The organism is Bowdeniella massiliensis (assembly GCF_023634005.1).
Classification (GTDB): domain Bacteria; phylum Actinomycetota; class Actinomycetes; order Actinomycetales; family Actinomycetaceae; genus Bowdeniella; species Bowdeniella massiliensis.
Window position 1 is genome coordinate 18363 of sequence record NZ_JALIQR010000016.1, and the last position, 15293, is coordinate 33655.

Genomic DNA, 15293 nt, shown 5'->3' on the forward strand with positions numbered 1-15293 from the left:
AAGGGACCGGCACAATAGCCCTATGGGTGCCGGGCCGAATCATGACATCGTCGCGTCGGTGCGGCGTATCGTCGGCGAGGACCGGATCGCCCACGTGCACCGCACCCCGGCGCGGTCGGCCCAATTCGCGCCGTGGCCACAGGCGGTTCATCCCGATGTCGTGGCGGCATACGAACGTATCGGCGTGACCCGGCCGTGGCGACACCAGGCCGAAGCCCTGCACGCTCTCGACCACGGCGAGTCGACGGTCATTGCTACCGGGACCGGGTCCGGCAAGTCCCTTCCCGTGTGGGCCGAGATGTTCTCCTTGCTGGCCCGTCACGAGGAGGCGATTGCCACCGGAGCCGCGGGTTCCATCGCGCGACGGATGGTCCGCCCAACCATGGTCTATCTCGCTCCGACAAAGGCGCTCGGCGCTGATCAGGTGGCGGCCGCGCGCGGCATCATCGCGGCCGGAAACCTCCCCGCAGTCGTGACCACGTGCGATGGCGATTCCACCGGCGAAGAGAAAAAGGCGGCGCGCGCACGCGCAGATGTCATTGCCACCAACCCAGACTTCGTGCACTATTCCCTCCTCGCCTCGCATGCGCGCTGGGCCCGGCTGCTACGCGGCCTCCACCTCATCGTGCTGGACGAAGCCCACGCCTATCGGGGCCTCTTTGGCGCCCACGTCGCCCTCGTGTTGCGCCGACTCATCCGCGCGGCCCGTGCCTACGGCGCCGATCCGGTCGTCGTGTTTTTGTCCGCGACCGCGGCCGATCCGCACGGTCTGGCTGCGGCGATGCTTGGCGAGTCTGGTGGACGCGCACAGACCATCACCGAGGACGGCTCCCCCACCGGTGCCCGCGACCATATCCTGGTGCGGCCCGATGACGACGGCAGCTCCGATGCCGCCCCGCTGCTCGCGGACCTCGTCACCCGCCACCACCGAACCCTGATGTTTGTGCGGTCGCGCTATGGCGCTGAAGCCATGGCCGCCCACGTTCGGGAACTGGTCGCGGCAGCGGATGCGAAGCGAGTCGCCTCCTACCGTGGCGGTTATCTTCCCGAAGAACGCCGCCAACTCGAGGCTGAATTGCGTAGCGGCGGGCTCGTTGGACTCACGGCAACGAGTGCGCTGGAACTCGGGATCGATATCTCCGGGTTGGACGCCGTCATCACCTCGGGCTGGCCCAGCTCGCGCGCATCTCTGTTGCAGCAGGCGGGCCGCGCGGGACGAGCAGGAAGCGATGGGGTCGCGATCTTCGCGGCACGCGATGATGCCCTGGACTCCTATCTCGTGGAACACCCCGAAGAGATTTTCGCCGCCGGTGTGGAGCCCACGGTGATCAACGTCGCCAATCCCCACGTCCTCGTCCCCCACCTGTTGGCTGCCGCAGCCGAGTTTCCGCTCACCCCAGCCGACTTCCCGCTCTTTGGGCTCGGGCCCGCCACCGAGTCCGTGACGCCGCCACTCATCGAGGAACTCCTCGCCCGGGAATTGCTGAAGTCGCGGCCCGCCGGCTGGATGTACAACACGCTGCTCGAGCGGCGTGCCCATGACCTGACGGACCTGCGAGGCTCCGGCGCCAGGGACGTGGCAGTCGTGGAAAGCGAAACCGGCCGTCTCCTTGGGACGGTGAGCGCCGGTTCGGCGGATTCGAGCGTGCATGAGGGAGCGATCTACCTGCACCAGGGGCAACAGTTCCTCGTTCGGGACTATGACGGACAGGCCGCAGTCGCCGAGCCGATTCAGCCCCAGGAACTGCGGACGGTGGCACGCAGCGAAACCAGCGTCGAGGTCCTCGATGTCATCGATTCTGCTGGCACGGTGGCGCTCGCTCACGTCGATGTGGCGACGCAGGTCACGGGTTTTGATCGCCGTCGCGCGAAGACCGGCGAGATCATTTCATCCCAGCGCCTCGAGCTCCCGCAACGTCATCTGCAGACCGTTGCCTGGCAGTGGCATGTGCCCGCCGGTTCGCTTGAGGCGGCCGGCCTTGCTCCCGGGGACATCCCGGGCGCGCTTCACGCCGCGGAGCATGCCCTGATTTCGCTGCTGCCTCTGATCGCGCACTGCGATCGCTGGGATATCGGCGGCGTCTCGTTCGCGCTGCACGGCGAGAGTTTGGAGCCAACGATCTTTGTCTATGACGGGGCTCGCGGCGGCGCGGGCTTCGCGGCCGCCGGGTTCGAGCACCGAGCGGCGTGGGTGGCGCGCACTCGCGACGCGGTCGCTGACTGCCCCTGCGAGGCTGGCTGCCCGCGGTGCATCGTCTCTCCGAAGTGCGGCAGCGGAAACGAGCCGCTATCCAAGCCTGGGGCGATCGCCGTCCTTGACATCATGGCGGCGCAAATATCGGCGCGGCCCGAGCCCGCGCACTGACCTCGCCTATGCCAAGGACGGGAACAGTGACGCGGACCCGCAGATCTAACCTGAGGCGCTCACACTCGGCAAGCTGCACCCCGTTGCGCGCGGCGATCTCACCGGCGCGCAGGCAGCCGCGCGACAGGTCAGGGCCGGCACTGAGCGCAGCGAGATCGGCGACCGCCTGCGCGTAACTGCGGTGGGCGCGGATGGTCGCGCTCGCCGCGATCGCAAGAATGAGAAGTGTGGCCAGCCCCATGAGTGCGGCGGCAATCACCGAAATACCGCCGGATTCATCGTGCCGGCGCTTCATGGGCTGCCGCCCGGCTCTGCCGGCAGGGTCACGCTCGCGCTTACCCTCAGGCCCGGTAGCCAGCTCAGCGACCGGGAGGTCGATCGGACGTGGACCTGAACCCAGGCGCCCTCGCTGACAGTAATGTCCGCGGCGCATTGGCAGACGCGTTGGGCGATGGTTCGCGCTTGTTCGGGGCTGTGGCCGATCGCGAGGGCTCGGGCCGCAGCGCGCGCACCTTCCGTGACGCTGAGCTGCTGGACGCCCGCGAGCGCGGTCACGAGCAGGGCTGCCAGCATCATGACGATGACGGGAAGGACAAGGGCCATTTCGACCGTCGCCGAGCCACGTTCGCCGGTGGTGCGCGCGCTGCGGCGAGGGCTCATTTCGTGTTCAGCGCCTTGGAGATGATGCCGGTGAGGAGTTTGCGAATTTCCGGGGAGCTGACCACGGCGATGAGGAGCGCGGCGAAGGCAGCGGCCGCGAGCGCCGCGATGGCGTACTCGGCAGTGGCCGAGCCTCGTTCGCTGCGGATGAGTTGATGGGCGTGAACTCGAGCCGCGAGGCGCGTCACGCCGGTGACGAGCGCGGTGTAGGTGCGGTGGATCGGGAACATGTCGGTCCTTTCGGTTGGAGGTAGGCCCAGTGTGTGCTGGGCCGGACGGGCCTTATGCCAGCCGTGTGGATGCCCAGGTGAGCAGGACGGACCGGGTGGGGCTGTGGACGGCGACGGCCGGCTAGAAGGTGATCGTGGAGAAGATCGACATGATGGCGGGGATCAGGGCGAGGAATGCGAAGGCCGGCAGGAAACAGATGCCGAGCGGCAGCACGAGACGCGCCGCGAGACGGGAGGCGGCCGAACGCGCCTCGGCGTCGAGCGCTGCCCGCAGCCGTTCGGCGCGGCGGCGCAGTAGCGCGACGGGGCTCGCTCCGGAGGTCCAGGCAACCGTGAGGCTCTGGGCGAGGGGCCCGTCGGCGTGCTCACCCCAGGCTTCCTCCCAACTGACGCCAAGGAGCAGGGCGCGCGAGGCGTGCGCGAGGTGGGGCGCGTCTTCCACCTCCGATAAGACTTCGAGCACGGTGGGGATGGGGGCGCCGGCACTGAGCGCGGCCGCGGCGAGCTCGCACGTGACGTGGTCCGAGCGTGCGGGCGCGCGGGCAGCGGCGGCGATGAGCCGGCTCGTCCAGGCGCGGCCAGCCAGCCAGGCCGTGCAGCCCACGAGCGCGGACAGGGTGCCGATGCCGCCGTCGGTCAGCCGGGCGATGACATCAACGCCGAGGAGCGCGGCCCCGGCGAGCCCTACGAGGGGCAGGGCGGACAGGATGCGGGCCGAGGAACGCGGGCCGGCGAGCGCGATGGTGCGGGCGGCGGCGGCATCGTCGGCGCCGGCGACGGCGCTCGCGCACGCCTGCAGCACATCGGTCAGGGGCGCTCCGGTGCGCAGCGCGAGGCGGATGGCGGCCGCGAGGGTGACGCCGCCCGGTCCGAGCTCGGCGAGCCGGGGCGGGCCCAACTCCGGATCGAAGCGTTCGGCGAGCTGGTGGGTGCGGGCGACGTGTTGCCAGGCCGTTTCAAGTGGCGCGCCGGCGCGCAGTCGCTCGGAAAAGTCCAGGGCGAGGGTACCGACGTCGATGCGCGCTCGCGCGGGCGCCCGCGAGCGCAGCCGGCGCGTCCCGCTCGCACCGATCGGGACGTGGGCCAGCCCCCACGCGCAGGCGGCGAAGATCGCCACGAACGCGCCGGTCACGGCTGCGTCCTTGCCGCCTCGCCGCGCAGCCCCGCAAGCCCCGGTCCCTCGGTGAGCTCACCAGCGGCGCTCACGTGCAGCGCGGGCACGACGATGAGGTCGCTGCCGCGGCGCTGCAGAACGCTTAGCTCGGCAACGTAGCGGCGCGGTCCGTCGCGCCGGAGGTGGACGATCGCATCGAGCGCGGCCGCCGCCTGCGCCGCGAGCGCCGCCTCGGACATCCCGGCTAGCGCGCCGAGGGCCAGCAGGCGGGCCGGCACGTCGGCGGCGGAGTTCGCGTGCAGCGTGAACCAGCAGCCGGCGTGACCCGTGTTTAGTGCCGCGAGCACGTCGCGGATCTCGGCGCCGCGAGCCTCCCCGAGGACGAGCCGGTCCGGGCGCATCCGCAGGGCCGCACGCACGAGCTCCGAGAGGGTGACGGCACCGCGCCCCTCGGTGTTCGCGGTGCGCGACTGCAGCGCAACAACGTGCGGGTGGGGCGGGCGAAGCTCGTGCGATTCCTCGATGATGAGCAGTCGCTCGCGGGCGGGCAGGGAGGCGAGGAGGGCCGAGAGCAGCGTCGTCTTGCCGGTGCCCGTCGCCCCGGAGATCACGACGTTTGCGCCGCGGCTCAGGAGCGCGCGCACCCCCTGTTCGATCCGCGGGTGCAGGGCGCCGCGCGCGGCAAGCTCGGTCAGGCTGAAGGCGTGGTGGCGGGCGGTTCGCAGGCTGATCGCGGCCCCGCCGCTGACGAGCGGGGAGAGGATCGCGTGCAACCGGACGTTGCCGATGATGGTGCCGTCGACGATCGGGGCCGCGTCGTCCAGGCGACGGCCTGCGCTCGCGGCGAGGCGGACGGCTAGCGCCCGCGTGTCCTCGATCCGCATCGTGAGCGGTTGCAGCTCGCCGGCGCGCTCGATGACGACGCTGCCGTCGGGGTTGATGAGGACGTCGGTGACGGCCGCGTCGGTGAGGAGATCGAGCAGCTCGCCAGTGAGCCCGGCCTCGCGGGCGGTCGCGTCGCGGTGGCTGCGCGCGAGTTCCCTGGCGCGCACGGGCGCATCGGCCAGTGCATCGGCCCGGCTCGAACCGCGGGCCAGCGCGCTCGCCCGGCTCTGCCAGCTCATGTGCCGCTCGCCTGCCGCCATAGTCGGCGCGCGACCTGCATGGCGGCTCCCCGCGGCGAATCGCCCGGCCCGATGCCGTGCTCCATCGCCTCCGCCACGTGGCGCTCGGTGCGAAAGCTCTCCGCACGCAGCGGCGCGCACGCCGCGATCACCTCGTCGGCGGAGCGAACGCCCGGAGTGCGAAGAACGAGGATTCGGGCCGGATCGGGCGCGAGCAGTTGGAAGGTACGCACGCTTTCCGCCCCCGGCACCCCGATGACGACGTCTAGGTCCGCGACGGTGCCGGCCAGCGCGCCCAGCGGCAGGCAGCCGTCGATCACCACGAGGTCGCACGCGTGCCGCAGCACTTGGGCAACGGCCCAGCACGTTGCGGCTTCCGGCGCGACCCCGGTCAGGACCCCGATGCCCTGATAGCTCGGGAGCGCCCGCGCCAGGCGCAGCGGCAGCAGGGCGTGACCATCGCCGACGTCGGCCCAGGAGGCGGCATCGGCGGCGATCGCGGCATAGGTCTCGCCGGTTTCCAGCTCGAGCAGTGCGCCCGCCCCAGCGCGCGGATCGGTATCGACGTAGATGACGCGCAACCCGTCCTGGGCGGCGAGCCGCGCAAAGCACGCCGCCAGACGGGTCGCGCCCGCCGCGCCATGCAGCCCTGCAACGCGCACGACGGGGGCCGCGGCGGCGAGTTTACCGAAGCGCTGCAGCAGCGCGGCGGCATCATCGGGCAGGACGTAGCGGCGCCCGACCGGTGGCGGCTGCGCGGCCGGCTCGGCCGCGACGATGACCGTGCGTTCGGCGCTCGCGGCATCGAGCTCCTCAAGGGTCGCCCGGTTGATGGGCTCGCCGAGGACGAGGACGCAGTTCGGATCGGCTAGGTCCGTATCCCACGGCCGGGGCGGGATCAGCGCGCCCGCGAGTTCCGCGAGATCACGTACCGCGGTGCGGAGCTCGTCGTCGGCCACTTGAATCACGACGGTGCGGGCGGTCGGTGCGGCAGAAGTGTTCATGGCCTCAACGGTGCGCCACGGCACGATGGCGTGGCGCCCATCCACAGCCGGGCGGGCGTGCTGGCTTCACCTATCCCCAGCATCGACGCTGTCCGCGCCGGCCAGTACGCTAGAAACATGCGCACATTACGGGCGGCCGCGTTCTTCGATCTCGACAAAACCGTGCTGGCAAAATCCGCCACGCTCGCGCTCTTCCGCCCCCTGCTCGCCGCCGGCCTGCTCTCTCACGCCGATGTGGCGCGCTCGGCCCATGCGCAGCTGACCTACCATTTCCTCGACGCCGATCATGATCGCTCCGAGCGGGTACGCGAACGCCTGTCCGCGCTGGTGACGGGCTGGGATGCCGCGGCCTTCCAGCAGGTCGTGCGAGATTCGCTCGCCACCCGCATCGAGCCGGAGGTCTTCGGCGAGGCACTCGACGCGATCGCCGCCCATCACGCCGCGGGCCACGACGTCGTCATCGTCTCCGCCTCCGTCGAGGCGATCGTCGCACCCATCGCGCAGATGCTCGGCGCCGATCACGTCGTTGCCTCAACACTTGAGGTCGTCGACGGTCGCTATACGGGCGTCATTTCCGACTACGTCTACGGCCCCGCCAAGGCCGAGGCGATGGCGCGCCTGGCCGAGCGCTACGGCTGGGACCTTTCCCAGTCGTGGGCGTATTCCGATTCCATCACCGACGCCCCCATGCTCCAGGCGGTGGGCCATCCCGTCGCGGTCAACCCCGATCGCGCGCTAGCCGCCCTCGCGATGGAAGGCGGCTGGGACATCGCCCACTTCGTGAACCCGGTGCCGCTCAAACCACAGGACGCGATCCCGCTGCTCGGCGTGCTTGCGGCCCTCGGCGTGGCGGGCGCTATCTGGTGGTGGTGGCGCCGCCGCGAGCCCCAGCCAGCACGTCGTCGCACACGGCACGCCCGGCGATAAGGCCCGCGCGCCACATCAGCCCACACGCCTCACACCAGGTGGCCGCGGCCTGCCAGTCGCCCGCGAGGTAGTCCGCGAGCGCCTCCGGCTCGCCCACATCGTCGAGCACCGCGACGCCCGCTGGCTCCAGGCCGGAGCGCACCGCGTGGATTTTTGCCAGGCTCGCTCCGAACGCGCTCGCGGGCGGCCCGGCCGTCCCGGCCCACCCCGCGCCCTGGCCGTGCGCCCAGATGAGCGCCGTCGTCACAAAGGCCGGGCCGCCTGCCGATAGCAGGGCGGCGATGATGCGCTGGTGGCGCGCCGCAGCCGGATCGGGCGCGGGCAGGCCGCCGTCGCGCCGCAGCGCCGTCATGAGCTGGCCCGCCGGGGTGCGGTCGGGCGTGCCACCGAGCGCGCCGTAATACTCCAGCGAGCGGCGCAGCATGCGCCAGGTGCGCCACCGCGCATCCGTTCCATCAGCCTGCCCGGAAACGATCATTGCTGCGAGGTCACCGCGCGGAGGAAGTCCCGCAGCGTTTGCCAGGTGGGTGGTCGTCGCGACGGCGGCGGCGGCGCGTGCCTCGCGGGAGCGGCGGCGCAGCGCCTCGTGAAAGCGCAGCTCGGCGGCCTGCTCGGAGATCTCGCGAGCGAGCTGGGCGAGCGTGTCATCGCCCGCGAGCGAATTAAGGGCGGCGGCAAGGGAGGTCGTCATCGAGATCAGTGTAGTAATCGCGGCGAAAACGGCCCCAAAGAAGCCCGAATCGGCGTGCCCGCCGCGCCATAATGCCCCCGCCTCGATAGCGTTGGGCTAACTCATCAGCATCGGAGGACTCATGACCGACAACCGCGAAAGCAACCGCGATCCCCGCGAATTTTCCCGGGACGAGGACTTCGAGATGTCCTCCCCGTACGACACGGCTCCCACCGAGGAGCACATGCCGAGTTTCAAGGCGCCCGAGTCGGACTTCGATCGCGAGGGCGTTTTCGGCGAGTTTTCTGACGGCGGCCGCACTCCCGAGGCTGCCCCGGGTGAGCCGGATGCGCCGCTGGAGACGGTCCCCGCTGAGAGCCCCGCGCAGGGTATCGACGACGGCGCCGCCGAGCCGGTCGCGGCCGAGCCGCCCGTCGCGCAACCCCGCGAATCCGAGGACACCACCCCCGCCGCCCCGCCGCTTGAGGATCGCTTTGAGGAGCAGGTCAGCGAAGAAGCATCCTATGGCGGCAGCGCTCGCGTCGCGGATATTGCCGACGACGGTGAGCTGCACAGCCGCGAGGCCGCAGCGGAGGAGGCGGAATCCCCGCTGACGGCGCCCCCGCGGTTCTCCCCCGACGCCCGGCCACCGGCAAGCGATGAGGGCCTCTCCTTCGGCGGCACTGCGCGCGTGGCCGAGGACGACGGCGAGGTCCACTCCCGCGAAGACGACATCGATAACACGATGGTGCGCCGCACCTCGCTGTGGAAGAACGAGCCCACCGAAGCCGAGGTAGCCGATTCCGACGCGACCGCCACCTTCCCGACGGGCGCCGCCGCTGCGGGTGGCGCTGCCGCCGCGGGCGCCGCCGCAACGACCCGCGAGCGTCCCCTGGACCGCTCCGGCTACGATCCGGCCCGCGCCTACGAGGACGACATCCTCGCGGGCGAAGAGCTCGAAGCCCCCCGCTCGCGCGCGGGCGCACACATCGCCTCGGCGCTGCTCGTCCTGCTGCTCACCCCGCTTGCCTGGTACCTCATCACCGATGCCGGCGCGCGCTTCACGCTCGCCGAAAACGCCCCCTGGACGAGCGGCCAGATCAACCTCGCGGCAATCGCGGAGTTCCTCGGCGGGATCGTCATCGCCGTCGTCATCGCCTTCCTCATTAAGGCCTCCTCGCTCGGCGCATGGATCACCGGAACGCTCCTGACGATCGCGGGCTTCGCGTTCATCGTTGCCCCGCGTCTCGTGCAGGACTACTCCGAGGGCACCTTGAACCAGCTCTCCGAGCTGCACCAGATCGGCGCTAACGCCTCGCATCACCTCATCGCCGACGGCTCGACGGGACGCCTCGCGGCCTACGGCATCGCGCTCCTGCTCGCCGGCTTCATCTCGCACGCCGCACGCGCCGCGGGCCGCCGCAACGAGCGTCTGCGCGCCGCCTTCGAACGCCGCGGCGGCGCCTACTAGCGCTGACCGCCACCCCACCACCGCCGCCCGCGCCGCTTGGGGTGCGGGCGGCGCTGTGTATGCGCGGATGCCTCCCCCGGCCCGCGGTTGCGAGACAGCGCTAGACACCACCGCCGCTACGACGCACAATAGTGAGCTGAACCACGTGTCCCCGCTCACATACGGAGAGAAAATGTCGCACGACGCCCCCGCGGCCCCCGAAACGTTCCCGCCCTCGGAGACCACCGTCGCCAATGCCGTCGCCAGCGAAGAGCTTTTCGAGCGCGCGGCCGCGGACCGGGAAGGCTTTTGGGCGGATATCGCGCGCGAGTACCTGACCTGGGACACCGATTTCACCTCCGTGCTCGATTGGTCCAATGCGCCGACGGCGGCCTGGTTCGGCGACGGGCGCCTGAACGCCTGCTACAACGCCGTCGACCGCCACGTCGAAGTCGGCCTCGGCGATCGGATCGCCTTGCACTTCGAAGCCGAGGACGGCACCCGCACCGATTACACCTACGCCGAACTCAAGGACGAGGTCAGCAAGGCCGCCAACGCCCTCGCGAGCCTCGGCGTTGCCACCGGCGACCGCGTCGCGATCTACCTGCCGATGGGCCCCATCGCCGTCATCTCGATGCTCGCCTGCGCGCGCCTCGGCGCCCCGCACTCCGTCGTCTTCGGAGGTTTTTCCGCCGACGCCCTGCACTCGCGCATCCAGGATGCCGGCGCCCGCGTCGTCATCACCTCCGACGGCCAGTTCCGCGGCGGCAAGGCCCTGCCCCTCAAGCTCGCCGTCGACGAAGCCATCAGCGCGGGCGACACGCCCGTCGAGCACGTCCTGACCTACCGCCGCACCGGCCAGGACGTCGAATGGACCGATGGCCGCGACGTGTGGTGGCACGACGTCGTCGATGCCGCCTCCAGCGAACACGAGCCGGTCATCGTCGAGGCGGAGCACCCGCTGTTCATCCTGTACACCTCGGGCACCACCGGTAAGCCCAAGGGCGTCGTCCACACCACGGGCGGCTACCTCACCCAGGCCGCCTTCACCCACAAGAACGTCTTCGATGTCCACCCCGAGACCGACGTCTACTGGTGTACCGCCGACGTCGGCTGGATCACCGGCCACACCTACGTCACCTACGGCCCGCTGCTGAACGCCACCACCCAGGTCATCTACGAGGGCACCCCCGCCACCCCGAACAAGGACCGCTGGTGGGAGATCATCGAGAAGTACGGCGTGACGATCTTCTACACCGCGCCCACCGCGATTCGCACGTGCATGAAGTGGGGCGAGGAATTCCCCGCTGCGCACGACCTCACCTCGCTGCGCATCCTCGGCACCGTCGGCGAACCCATCAACCCCGAGGCGTGGCTGTGGTACCACCGCGTCATCGGCGGCGAACGCTGCCCCATCGTCGATACCTGGTGGCAGACGGAAACCGGCGGCATCATGATCAGCCCGCTGCCCGGCATCACCGCCACCAAGCCCGGCTCCGCCCAACGCCCGCTGCCCGGCATCACCGCCAAGATCCTCGACAACCTCGGCGAGGAGATCACCGACGAAACCCCTGGCCTGCTCGTCATCGCCGAGCCGTGGCCCGCTATGCTGCGCGGCATCTGGAGCGATCCGGAGCGCTTCAAGGAAACGTACTGGGCCCGCTTTGAGGGCATCTACTTCGCCGGCGACGGGGCACGCTACGACGAGGACGGCGATATCTGGCTGCTGGGCCGCGTCGATGACGTCATGAACGTCTCCGGCCACCGCCTGTCCACCGCCGAGATCGAATCCGCGCTCGTCGCCCACGACGCGGTCGCCGAAGCCGCCGTCGTGGGAGCCAAGGATGACACGACGGGCCATGCGGTCGTTGCCTTCGTCATCCTGCGCGAGGAGTACATCGCCCAGGCCGATGAACAAGGCGAAGGCGCGGACCTCGTCGCCACGCTGCGCGAGCACGTCCGGCGCGAGATCGGCCCCATCGCCAAGCCGCGCGACATCCTCATCGTGCCGGAGCTGCCCAAGACTCGTTCCGGCAAGATCATGCGACGCCTGCTGCGCGACGTCGCGGAAAACCGTGCGATCGGCGATGTCACGACGCTCGCCGACTCCTCGGTCATGGACCTCATCTCCAAGGGGCTCGGCCGCTAGCATGCGGTAGCGTGTGGACGTGAGTTCCAGCGCCTCAAACCTCTTTGCCACCGGGCCCTTTTCGCATCGTTTTCTCGACGCTAACGGGGCCCGGTTGCATGCGGTCACGGCGAATCTGGACCCTGACACGACGCCCGACCGCGTCGTCATCTTGCTGCATTCCTACCCGCAGCACTGGTACGCCTGGCGCCACGTCCTTGCCGCCGCACCCGAGATCGGCCTGCCCCTCGTCGCCCTCGACCTGCGCGGCCACGGCGCCTCCGACAAACCCCCGAGCCAGTTCGCCCTGCCCACCCTCGCGGCCGACGTCGCGGGCGTCATCTCCACCCTGGGTGCGCGCGAGGCGATCCTCGTCGGTCACGGCCTCGGCGGCGTGGTCGCGCGCGGGGCCGCCGCCCGCGTGCCCGAGTCCGTCACCCGCGTCATCACCGTCTCCTCCCCGCATCCCGCCACCTGGCAGCTGCACCGCTCCGCGCGGCTACGCGCCCACCTTGCCTATCTGCTCGCCCCGCAGCTGCCCGAACGCGGGCACACCCGCGGCACCGCCGTCGCCACCGCCATCACCGAGCTCACCGAACCCACCTCGCCCGTGCGCGAACTCGCCGCCTCCTACGCCACGGACCTGCGCTCGCCGTTCGCGGCGCGCTGCGTCGTCGAGCAACTGCGCTGGCTCATCCGCGCGCGCCGCCGCCCCTCCGGCCGCCAATTCCTCGCCGAGCTCGAGCGCGCCTACTGGATTGTGCCGGTCACCGAGCTCTACGGCGAGGCCGAGCAGCTGTTTGCGCCCGCCTCCTTCGCCGACGACGCACGCTGCGTGCCGGGCGGGCACTTCTTGCCGGAGGAAAGTCCCGAGCCGATCATCGCCGCCATCGCCGCCGCTGCCACGGAGCGCGAGTAAACGGTAGCGCTGTGGAGACTTAGGCAGGCGGCCCCCACCCCGTTCTCTCCACAAGAGCCCCTAACCCCCGCTCACACCCCAAGGCGGGGGCACAACTGAGCAACGGGGCACGCCTCGCACGCCGGTCGGCGGGCCGTGCAACAGCGCCGCCCATGGAAGATCAACCGATGGCACGCATCCGTCCAGCGTTTCCTCGGGCAGCAGCGCCATGAGGTCGCGCTCCACCTTGAGCGGATCCGTCTCGGCGGTGTACCCCAGGCGCCGCGAGAGCCGCCCCACATGCGTATCGACGGTGATCCCCGGAACACCAAAGGCGTTGCCCAGCACGACGTTCGCTGTCTTGCGTCCCACCCCCGGCAGCGAGACCAGGTCGGCAAGGTTCGCGGGTACCTCACCAGCAAAATCCTCCACCAGCGCGGTCGAAAGCCCCAGCAGCGACGTCGTCTTCGCGCGGAAGAACCCCAGCGGCCGCAGGATCTCCTCCAGCTCGGAGCGCTTGGCCGCAGCCATCTCTTTCGGCCCGGCAAAGCGCGCAAACAGCTCGGGCGTCACCTGGTTGACGCGCACGTCGGTCGTCTGAGCCGACAGCACGGTAGCCACCAGCAGCTCGAAGGGGGAGGAAAAGTCCAGCTCGCACCGGGCGTCCGGATAGGCCTGAGCAAGGATATCGTCGACGATCACGGCATTGGCGAGCATAGCGCCAGACTAACCCTCGCGTCCCTAGCGCGTATGTATTGACGGTCCAGGGGCACTGACCGATATGATCGTAGTGCTTGATCTCACATCACATGAGACAATGTGACGTGTCCAACCACATCGGAGAAAAGGGACCCACGTGGACGAAAACATGATCAGATCCGTTCCGCTCTTCTCCGCGTTGAATGCTGAGGACCAAGACGAGCTCCGCTCGATGATGTCTGAAGTGTCACTGCGTCGCGGAGAACGACTCTTCAATGAGGGCGAAGCGGGTGATCGCCTATACCTCATCGTCGAAGGCAAGGTTAAGCTCGGCCACACCTCCGGGGACGGACGGGACAATCTCATCGCCGTCCTTGGCCCCGGCGAGATGATTGGCGAACTCACGCTCTTTGATCCGGGCCCACGTTCGACGACGGCGACGGCCGTCGCGGCCACCCGCATGATGGAGCTCGATCACGACGCGATGATGCGTTTTATCGACGCCCACCCCGAGCTGTCCAAGCACATGCTCAAGGCCCTGGCCCAGCGCCTGCGCCGCACCAATAACGCGCTCGCCGATCTCGTCTTCTCCGACGTCCCCGGCCGCGTGGCCAAGGCCCTGCTGGACCTGGCTGATCGCTTCGGACACGCGGGCGCCGACGGCACCGTGCACGTGCCGCACGATCTCACCCAGGAAGAGCTCGCCCAGCTCGTGGGTGCCTCCCGCGAGACGGTCAACAAGTCGCTTGCCGAGTTCGGCTCCCGCGGCTGGCTCGCCCTAGAAAACCGCGGCGTCCACCTGCTCGACATCGAGCGACTGCGTCGCCGCGCCCGCTAAGACGCATACACCAAGCGGCCCCCGCCAGGAATCCTCCTGGAGCGGGGGCCGCTTCGTTGTGCGAGCTGCTAGTGCGTCACGGCGACGGTGAGCTCCACCTCGACGGGCGCGCCGAGCGGCAGGGCTGCCACCCCGACGGCGGCGCGGGCGTGCGCGCCGGCCTCCCCGAAGATCTCGCCAATGACGTTGGAGGCACCGTTGATCACCGCGGGCTGACCGGTAAAGCCCGGCTCCGAGGCAACGTAGCCGACGACCTTGACGATCCGCGAAATATTGTCGATCCCACCGGCAAGCTCGGCGGCGGCTGCCAGCGCATTGAGCGCACACGTCTTCGCCGCCTCGGTCGCATCCTCGACGCTGACGTCGCTGCCGACCACGCCGGCCACGGTCAGTTGGCCCGAAACCACGGGCAACTGGCCCGAGGTAAAGATGAGGTCCCCGTGCTGCACGGCCGGGACGTAGGCGGCAACGGGCGCCGCCACTTTGGGCAGACTCAGGCCGAGCTCAGCGAGCCGCTCGGAGGGCTTGACCCCGCTCACGCGTCATCCTTGGGACGCTTGAGGTAGGCGACGAGGTTGGTTGAGCCATCGGGGCCGGGTACGACCTGGACGAGTTCCCAGCCGTCAGCGCCCCACTGATCGAGGATGGCCTTGGTGTTGTGAATGAGCAACGGGATCGTTGCATACTCCCATGTAGTCATGGGCCCAGCTTAACCATTCGGCCGGGCCCACGACGAAGAAAAAGCGTTAGCTCACCGTGGCGCGTTGTGCGGCCTGCCGGCGACGCAGCCGCGTAATGATTCGCGGCGCTACCGGGGACTTCAGCTCCGCGACGACGTCATCGTCGTCGGTTTGCAGCCATTGCCGCCAGTCGGTGACATCCGGATATTGCCGCATGAGAGCTCGTCGCTCTCGTTCCGTGAGCCCACCCCAGACCCCGTATGTCACGTTGGACTCTAAGGCATCGATCAGACACTCCATTCTGACCGGACACGAAAAGCACATGACCCGCACTTCACGTTGCGCAGCGCCGCGCACAAAAAGCGCATCCGGCTCATCCTTGGCGCATGCCGCGTAGGCGGCCCACGTTTGGTCGTCGTCGACTGACATGGTCCCTCCCGATAATCGGACTGACAGTCTCAAAGGTACCCCGGATTTGCCAACGTGTGAAATTCACCATTAACACG

The 15293-nt window shown here is 69.6% G+C and carries 17 protein-coding genes and 1 pseudogene; 6 read left to right on the forward strand and 12 right to left on the reverse strand.

Annotation, left to right across the window (positions count from 1 at the left end; genetic code table 11):
- Positions 1 to 22 precede the first annotated feature (22 nt).
- A complete protein-coding gene (locus tag MUN85_RS10875; RefSeq protein WP_250506712.1) occupies positions 23 to 2365 on the forward strand; it encodes a DEAD/DEAH box helicase in 2343 nt (780 codons plus the stop codon).
- On the opposite strand, the gene MUN85_RS10880 is transcribed toward MUN85_RS10875, so the two are convergent.
- The 6 genes from MUN85_RS10880 to MUN85_RS10905 form a co-directional block, all read right to left on the reverse strand.
- Complete coding sequence (locus tag MUN85_RS10880; RefSeq protein WP_250506713.1) at positions 2322 to 2660, reverse strand: Rv3654c family TadE-like protein; 339 nt, start codon at positions 2658 to 2660, stop codon at positions 2322 to 2324. The two genes, MUN85_RS10875 and MUN85_RS10880, sit on opposite strands and share 44 nt — an antisense overlap.
- Positions 2657 to 3025: a TadE family protein gene (locus tag MUN85_RS10885; protein ID WP_250506714.1), complete on the reverse strand. Its 369-nt coding sequence runs from the start codon at positions 3023 to 3025 to the stop codon at positions 2657 to 2659. Before MUN85_RS10885 ends, MUN85_RS10880 begins: the two co-directional genes overlap by 4 nt.
- A complete protein-coding gene (locus MUN85_RS10890) occupies positions 3022 to 3255 on the reverse strand; it encodes a DUF4244 domain-containing protein (RefSeq protein ID WP_250506715.1) in 234 nt (77 codons plus the stop codon). The genes MUN85_RS10885 and MUN85_RS10890 overlap by 4 nt, the downstream gene beginning before the upstream one ends.
- Before the next feature lie 121 nt (positions 3256 to 3376).
- A complete protein-coding gene (locus MUN85_RS10895; protein WP_250506716.1) occupies positions 3377 to 4387 on the reverse strand; it encodes a type II secretion system F family protein in 1011 nt (336 codons plus the stop codon).
- A complete protein-coding gene (locus MUN85_RS10900) occupies positions 4384 to 5493 on the reverse strand; it encodes a TadA family conjugal transfer-associated ATPase (RefSeq protein ID WP_250506717.1) in 1110 nt (369 codons plus the stop codon). The genes MUN85_RS10895 and MUN85_RS10900 overlap by 4 nt, the downstream gene beginning before the upstream one ends.
- The gene (locus tag MUN85_RS10905; RefSeq protein ID WP_250506718.1) at positions 5490 to 6497 is read right to left on the reverse strand and encodes a hypothetical protein; all 1008 of its coding nucleotides are present in this window, start codon (positions 6495 to 6497) and stop codon (positions 5490 to 5492) included. The genes MUN85_RS10900 and MUN85_RS10905 overlap by 4 nt, the downstream gene beginning before the upstream one ends.
- A gap of 117 nt (positions 6498 to 6614) precedes the next feature.
- Between MUN85_RS10905 and MUN85_RS10910 the strand changes: the two genes are divergently transcribed.
- Positions 6615 to 7424, forward strand: coding sequence for an HAD family hydrolase (locus MUN85_RS10910; protein WP_250506719.1), 810 nt, complete (start codon positions 6615 to 6617; stop codon positions 7422 to 7424).
- Here MUN85_RS10910 and MUN85_RS10915 read toward each other — a convergent pair.
- Entirely contained in the window at positions 7354 to 8115 is a 762-nt protein-coding gene (locus MUN85_RS10915) for a hypothetical protein (protein WP_250506720.1), read from the reverse strand. The genes MUN85_RS10910 and MUN85_RS10915 overlap by 71 nt on opposite strands.
- Before the next feature lie 121 nt (positions 8116 to 8236).
- On the opposite strand from MUN85_RS10915, the gene MUN85_RS10920 reads away from it, so the two are divergent.
- From MUN85_RS10920 to MUN85_RS10930, 3 genes are all read left to right on the forward strand, one after another.
- Positions 8237 to 9565, forward strand: coding sequence for a DUF1761 domain-containing protein (locus MUN85_RS10920; protein ID WP_250506721.1), 1329 nt, complete (start codon positions 8237 to 8239; stop codon positions 9563 to 9565).
- Positions 9566 to 9737: 172 nt separating this feature from the next.
- The gene (acs, locus tag MUN85_RS10925) at positions 9738 to 11693 is read left to right on the forward strand and encodes an acetate--CoA ligase (RefSeq protein WP_250506722.1); all 1956 of its coding nucleotides are present in this window, start codon (positions 9738 to 9740) and stop codon (positions 11691 to 11693) included.
- A gap of 19 nt (positions 11694 to 11712) precedes the next feature.
- Positions 11713 to 12591, forward strand: a complete 879-nt coding sequence (locus MUN85_RS10930) for an alpha/beta fold hydrolase (RefSeq protein ID WP_250506723.1) — start codon at positions 11713 to 11715, stop codon at positions 12589 to 12591.
- A 71-nt stretch (positions 12592 to 12662) separates the two neighbouring features.
- Here the strand turns inward: MUN85_RS10930 and MUN85_RS12965 are convergent, their stop codons facing one another.
- Positions 12663 to 12872 (reverse strand): hypothetical protein, encoded by a 210-nt coding sequence (locus MUN85_RS12965; protein ID WP_348647979.1) that lies wholly within the window; start codon positions 12870 to 12872, stop codon positions 12663 to 12665.
- A pseudogene (locus MUN85_RS10935) lies at positions 12832 to 13287 on the reverse strand (endonuclease III domain-containing protein); the annotation flags it as partial. The pseudogene MUN85_RS10935 and the gene MUN85_RS12965, both read right to left, overlap by 41 nt.
- Positions 13288 to 13438: 151 nt before the next feature.
- On the opposite strand from MUN85_RS10935, the gene MUN85_RS10940 reads away from it, so the two are divergent.
- Positions 13439 to 14107, forward strand: coding sequence for a Crp/Fnr family transcriptional regulator (locus MUN85_RS10940; RefSeq protein WP_250506725.1), 669 nt, complete (start codon positions 13439 to 13441; stop codon positions 14105 to 14107).
- A 68-nt stretch (positions 14108 to 14175) separates the two neighbouring features.
- Here MUN85_RS10940 and MUN85_RS10945 read toward each other — a convergent pair whose 3' ends face one another.
- The 3 genes from MUN85_RS10945 to MUN85_RS10955 are packed head-to-tail and all read right to left on the reverse strand — an operon-like array spanning position 14176 to position 15216.
- Positions 14176 to 14646 (reverse strand): RidA family protein, encoded by a 471-nt coding sequence (locus MUN85_RS10945; protein WP_250506726.1) that lies wholly within the window; start codon positions 14644 to 14646, stop codon positions 14176 to 14178.
- Positions 14643 to 14807, reverse strand: a complete 165-nt coding sequence (gene sp36, locus MUN85_RS10950; protein WP_092561675.1) for a Sp36 family protein — start codon at positions 14805 to 14807, stop codon at positions 14643 to 14645. The genes MUN85_RS10945 and sp36 overlap by 4 nt, the downstream gene beginning before the upstream one ends.
- A gap of 46 nt (positions 14808 to 14853) precedes the next feature.
- Positions 14854 to 15216 (reverse strand): WhiB family transcriptional regulator, encoded by a 363-nt coding sequence (locus MUN85_RS10955; RefSeq protein ID WP_250506727.1) that lies wholly within the window; start codon positions 15214 to 15216, stop codon positions 14854 to 14856.
- Between the last annotated feature and the right edge of the window lie 77 nt (positions 15217 to 15293).